General features: G+C 39.5%; 5 protein-coding genes. 2 read left to right on the top strand and 3 right to left on the bottom strand.

Annotated elements, in window-relative coordinates; translation table 11 throughout:
• Both QZZ55_RS16460 and QZZ55_RS16455 read left to right on the top strand, forming a co-directional pair.
• The coding region (locus QZZ55_RS16460; RefSeq protein WP_293268515.1) for a hypothetical protein at positions 1-477 on the top strand (477 nt) is incomplete at its 5' end.
• A 791-nt stretch (positions 478-1,268) separates the two neighbouring features.
• A complete protein-coding gene (locus QZZ55_RS16455; protein WP_293268514.1) occupies positions 1,269-2,372 on the top strand; it encodes an HD domain-containing phosphohydrolase in 1,104 nt (367 codons plus the stop codon).
• Positions 2,373-2,473: 101 nt separating this feature from the next.
• Here the strand turns inward: QZZ55_RS16455 and QZZ55_RS16450 are convergent, their stop codons facing one another.
• From QZZ55_RS16450 to QZZ55_RS16440, 3 genes are all read right to left on the bottom strand, one after another.
• Entirely contained in the window at positions 2,474-4,060 is a 1,587-nt protein-coding gene (locus QZZ55_RS16450; protein WP_293268513.1) for an ABC-F family ATPase, read from the bottom strand.
• A gap of 265 nt (positions 4,061-4,325) precedes the next feature.
• Entirely contained in the window at positions 4,326-4,532 is a 207-nt protein-coding gene (locus tag QZZ55_RS16445; RefSeq protein ID WP_028469444.1) for a cold-shock protein, read from the bottom strand.
• A 312-nt stretch (positions 4,533-4,844) separates the two neighbouring features.
• Positions 4,845-5,951 (bottom strand): adenosylhomocysteinase, encoded by a 1,107-nt coding sequence (locus QZZ55_RS16440; protein WP_293268512.1) that lies wholly within the window; start codon positions 5,949-5,951, stop codon positions 4,845-4,847.
• Between the last annotated feature and the right edge of the window lie 83 nt (positions 5,952-6,034).

Raw genomic sequence — 6,034 nt, 5'->3', positions numbered from 1 at the left:
GCAAAATACAAATCATCATATGAAGTGCGACTAAAAAAAGAGAGTTGGATTGTAAAACGAAACGGAATGATAACTGCTAATATTAATTTATCTGAAATTGAATACTATAAATTTACACATAATTTAGTAGAACTTCATACAACTGATAATGCAGTTTTTAATATAAAGCTCAATAAATTAAGCACTCATGACTCTAATTATATAACTAGTATAATAAAAGAAAATTTTAAAAATATAACTTCATACATTCCAAGTAATATTAATCATGAAAGTCTCAATACAAGTGAGCCTACTGCACATAGAAATACCGAAACAATAAACAGAATCCCTGAAAGCGGCGAGCCAATAACGCCGACCAATACTAGCTCAACACGAGGAAGCCTAAAAACAAATGCTTCCGTTACACGTATTGATGTCAACGCTGGTTTTAAAGATCTTATTTTTTATTCAGCTATCATAGCGATACTGCTGTCTTAAGTTACCTACAGTATCTATCTTGGTGACATTTTTATTCCTGATTTTCCAGTTGCTCGTCACACATACACAGCTATTGTATCTTTTTTTGGAGTTTGTTTTTTATTAATATTTTTAACATCAAGAACACCTATCAAAAAATCACCTCTGAAAATCATTATTATATTACTTTGCTTGGTTTTAACTCCACATTGGTGGAGAACAAATATCTCTGTTAATAATTTATCGCACCAGAAAGGCTGCTTAGTTTCTACCGAATCAGGCGACATCGTAAAGCATAACTTTAAAAGCGGAGAAGATACGATTCCTTATATATGGAAAATACCTACTGAATTCCGCTACAAAAAAGAGCACCAAAGTAAATGTTTTATGGTTACGTATTATAAGTTCCTAGGGAATAGATATATTTACTCAGCTAGGCTAACCAAAGAAAAAATATAGTGGTGTAATATACTCCCTCACTGTGACGTTGATCATGCAGGTTTGTGATTAGGCATTCTTGAGGTCTGCTAAAAGAGAGAGTGTGGCCTATTTTTGACTTTAAGTCTTATAAGTCAATAGCCTTGGGATTAAAAAATATACTATCAAGATCACGAAGTAATTCCCACGCTAATGGCCTGAGCTAAGAATCAGGCTCGAATGAACTCGTATAGCAGAATGAACATATGATGGAAGTCATATACTTGTGCTACTAAACGTCGCGACACTAAATAAACGTGCCCAAAAATGATAATTCAGGTAGTATTCAGTCTTAACGAAGGGACGCGGATAATCGCAAGCCATAAGGAATTCACGTGAGAAATATCCTCATCATCAGTCAAGACACTAACGGCTTGAAGACGATTCAGGAACTCTTATGCGACTACAGCGTTACAATCCATAAATCTGTAGATTCAAACGAATTATCAACGAATACAGATTTAGTCATTGTCGACACATCAGCTTTAGAAAATACACACTCTCTAATAAACGAGTGCGCTGACCTGAATATACCCACTTTCCTTCTATCAAGCGATAGCGTTGATAAGACAAGATCAACTGCGCATAGTTATGGGTTTTCTGATTTTATACTGTCACCATTTCAGCCATCTATTGCTCTTTCTAAAGTTAAAACACACATTAACCTAGCAGAAATGGTTCGCTCCTTTAACACAAAAACGACGACTCCTGACACCCACGAGAACAATTTATTAGCCGCACAAGATGCTGCTATTTTATGTCTCGCTGCTGTTGCTCGAGTGCGGGATCATTCGACGGGTAACCATATTCTGCGAACACAACACTACGTTAAAGCTTTAGCAGAACACTTACGCTACCACCCAGATTATGCACACGAACTTGATAACGATGACACCATAGAAGTGTTTTACAAAACAGCATCGCTACATGACATTGGTAAAGTAGGAATCCCTGATGCCATTTTACAAAAGCCAGGGAAACTAACCCCTGATGAGTATGAGATAATGAAAAGGCATCCCACTCATGGTTATAATGCGATTCACACAGCCGAGCACCTACTCGCAAGAGAACTAAAAGGCAAAGCGGCAAGTTTTATCAGAATTGCACAGCAAGTAACACTCAGCCATCACGAAAAATGGGATGGTAGCGGCTACCCACAGGGCTTAAAAAGTAACGATATTCCTATTGTCGCTCGCTTAATGTCTGTAGCGGATGTCTATGACGCCATAATCTCCAAACGCCCCTACAAAAAAGCACTAGAGCACCGTACCGCCAGCTCTATTATACAAAAAGGTCGAGGCACATTTTTCGATCCAAACGTGGTTGATGCTTTCCTCGATTTAGAAGACACTTTTGATAAAATATCGTACATTTTAGAGGACTACTTTCCTTCTAAAGCGGATGCCTCTTTGCATTCATTTGATGAGTTAATGTTTTAAAATATTACACTTTTTTACACTCCAGACACAAAAAACCCGCCATTAGCGGGTCTTTGTATTTAGCGTTAAGCTGCTCTCATTTTAAATAGATATAGATGAACTTATACCTCTTGGCTACGCAAGTAATCATCATACGTACCACGGAAATCAACAATACCTTTTGGTGTTAATTCTAAAATCCTTGTTGCCAACGAAGAAACAAACTCACGGTCATGACTGACAAAAATTAATGTTCCAGGATAGTTTTCAAGCGCTAAGTTTAATGATTCGATAGACTCCATATCCAAATGGTTAGTCGGCTCATCCATCAACATAATGTTAGGACGGGTCAACATCAACTTACCAAAGAGCATACGCCCTTGCTCACCACCTGAAATAACTTTTACAGATTTGTTAATCTCTTTTTGCGAGAACAGTAGACGGCCTAAAGTGCCACGAATAACTTGCTCATCATCGCCTTCTTGCCCCCAGTCTCCCATCCAATCAATCAAAGATTTCTCTTCTTTAAAATCTGATGAATGGTCTTGAGCATAATAACCAAGTTCTGAATTTTCTGACCACTTAATCTCACCTGCTGTAGGCTCCACGTCACCTACTAGGCATTTCAGCAAGGTAGTTTTACCAATACCGTTTGGCCCAATAATAGCAATGCGCTCACCTACCTCGATCATTAAATCTAGACTTGAAAACAGCTCACTATCATAAGCTTTTGATAAACCTTCCACTTCCACCGCCAAACGGTGCAATTTTTTATCCTGCTCAAAGCGAATGAATGGATTTTGACGACTAGAAGGCTTAACTTCTTCAAGCTGGATTTTATCAATTTGTTTCGCACGAGAAGTCGCTTGCTTTGATTTTGAGGCATTAGCAGAGAAGCGACTAACAAATGACTTGAGATCCGAAATTTGTGCTTTTTTCTTGGCATTATCAGATAACAAACGTTCACGCGCCTGAGTTGCAGCCGTCATATATTCATCATAAGAGCCAGGATATAAGCGCAGCGTTCCATAGTCTAAATCTGCCATGTGAGTACATACACTGTTCAAAAAGTGACGGTCATGGGAGATGATGATCATAGTACAATTACGCTCATTCAATACTTCTTCCAACCAACGGATAGTGTTGATGTCCAAGTTGTTGGTTGGCTCATCGAGCAGCATAATATCCGGTTCGGAGAATAGTACTTGCGCTAACAATACTCGCAACTTCCAACCCGGAGCAACTTCACTCATCAAACCATAATGTTGCTCAATGGGAATATCTACACCTAAAAGTAGCTCACCTGCACGCGATTCTGCCGTGTAACCATCCATTTCAGCAAACTCAGACTCGAGCTCACCCGCGCGCATACCATCTTCTTCGCTCATGTTGGGGTTAGCATAAATCGCATCACGCTCGGATTTGACCTTCCACAGCTCTTGATGCCCCATGATGACAGTATCGATGACACTGTACTCTTCATAGGCAAACTGATCCTGCGAGAGTTTCCCAATACGCTCACCCGGTTCTTTTGAAACCGTTCCTGATGACGGCTCTAAGTCATTTCCCAGGATTTTCATAAAGGTAGACTTACCACAACCATTGGCACCAATTAAACCATAACGGTTACCTTCGCCAAACTTTACAGATATGTCTTCAAAAAGAGGCTTAGCGCCAAATTGTATGGTGATGTTAGCGGTTGTAAGCAATGTTCTATTCCGAGTTCAAGAAGATAAAAAGACCAGCCTCAGCGTATTCACGAAGGGCTCGAAACGCAGATGAATTATGACATAAACCAAGTGACAGCAATAATCATTCAGGCCTTATGAAACATAAAGAGTGCCCATCAAGCAAACACTCAAAAATCTGACATTAAAAAAGGGTGAAATCGTTAGATTTCACCCTTCTTGTATTCCTCGTTAGAGGAATTCTTGGCGACTTACTCGATTAGTGAGTAAATCTACGCAGCTCTATTTATAGAGGAACGATGTTTTCAGCTTGAGGACCTTTCTGACCCTGAGTAACTGTGAACTCAACTTTTTGGCCTTCAGCCAACGTTTTGAAACCAGAGCTGTTGATAGCGCTGAAGTGAGCGAAAACGTCTGGACCTGATTCTTGCTCGATGAAGCCGAAACCTTTAGATTCGTTGAACCATTTTACTGTACCAGTAGTAGTAGACATATTAGTATCCTATTAAATCAAGAGTAATTAAAGCCTTAAATAAGGCAGGTTTTGCTGGAAGTGTTGCTATTACTTATGAAAACAGGACGTAAATTTAAAAATCTAACATCGAATTGGCATGCATAAATATAGGACGTACTTTCAAGCTGCAATCATTATATACCCCTTATCAGTGCTGTCAACTTATATCCAACAAGTATTTTATTAGCATTGCTCACTCTCTATACCTCAGTAACACACTCAGATATTTCCTTTAAAAAGAAACAATTGGATATATTTCTAACCAACCACTCCTCGTAACGCCTGTGTTTGTTAACCGAAGTGGCTCAACCAACGCTGTGCTAAATCTTTTCTAAGATTGATAGGTAGTTCCACTATTTGATTCTCTATCGTGTTTTCACAGATATAATTAATTGCAGCTATAATTTCACCTTGTACCAAATAGATATAAGGCCCTACTTCTGCATTATGAATAAAATTAATGGCATCACCTCTGTTCGCCAAATGAAAGTACTGCCCCAATCGCTCATAGCGTGAAACATGTTCTGTAATTCGGCTCACCGTAAAGTTATTGCTAGCTTGCACTAGATCCAACTCATCATCTGACGATGTTACTGAGAAGATAAAGGCCCCGTTTTTGACTCGATTAAAATCGTGGTTATTAAGAGACTGGTTTCCCGTCGCACAAAACACAACATCACTTGTTTGCAACGCCTCTTCTTTATTAATCAGGTCAAACCCCCTTGAGCGCGCCTCAATCGCACGAATAGGATCTATTTCAACCACCTTGGTATTAATATTTTTTGCATGTAAAGCTTTTGCTATTGAGCGGCCAATTTTACCGTAGCCGAATACAACGGCAGTCCCACCGTTCATAATATGATGGCATTCACGCATCAAGGCTTCTGCAGAGTACACAATAGACTGGCCAGTAAGGTAATCTTCAGGGCCTTTCAAAGGACTACGCGCCAATGAAAGAACCGGTACAGGGAGTTCAGGTACAGCGGCGTATCGCTTATGACCATTTTCTGTTACTTCCACTACACCTTTCAGGCGGGACTTCAAGCGTGGTATCAATTCAGGTAACGAAGCCGCAAAATAGCCACCGATATCAATAAGCACTAACTCACCTTTTGGTACAAAATCATTGAGAATCGCCGCCATTACTTCAACTGAAGCTATTTGAGGGCGACTTTTAATGACAACCTGAAAGCGTTTTTCAACTTGCTCCAGTGTTGCACGACAAACACTTTTGGGCTTCGGGAGTATCATTGCCAACGTCCCCATGCGCTGTAAGCAATCCAGATATATTTGCGGGTTATTTAGTAAATGCGTTACAACAACTAGACTCAACTCAGACCTTTTTTCTGGTTGTATTTCTTCAAAGAAATGTGCGCCCTTTATAAACAGCGGATTCATAGCTGTACTCCTTTTAAGCACGTTAAGAATGAATTCTATTCTTTGTGTAAAAGATTGCCGACAGAAGTACAAACGTTTGTTTT

Source organism: Neptunomonas sp. (assembly GCF_016744175.1).
Lineage (GTDB): Bacteria > Pseudomonadota > Gammaproteobacteria > Pseudomonadales > Balneatricaceae > Neptunomonas.
Note: the sequence above shows the minus strand (reverse complement) of the source record. Positions and strands in the feature narration are given on the sequence as shown.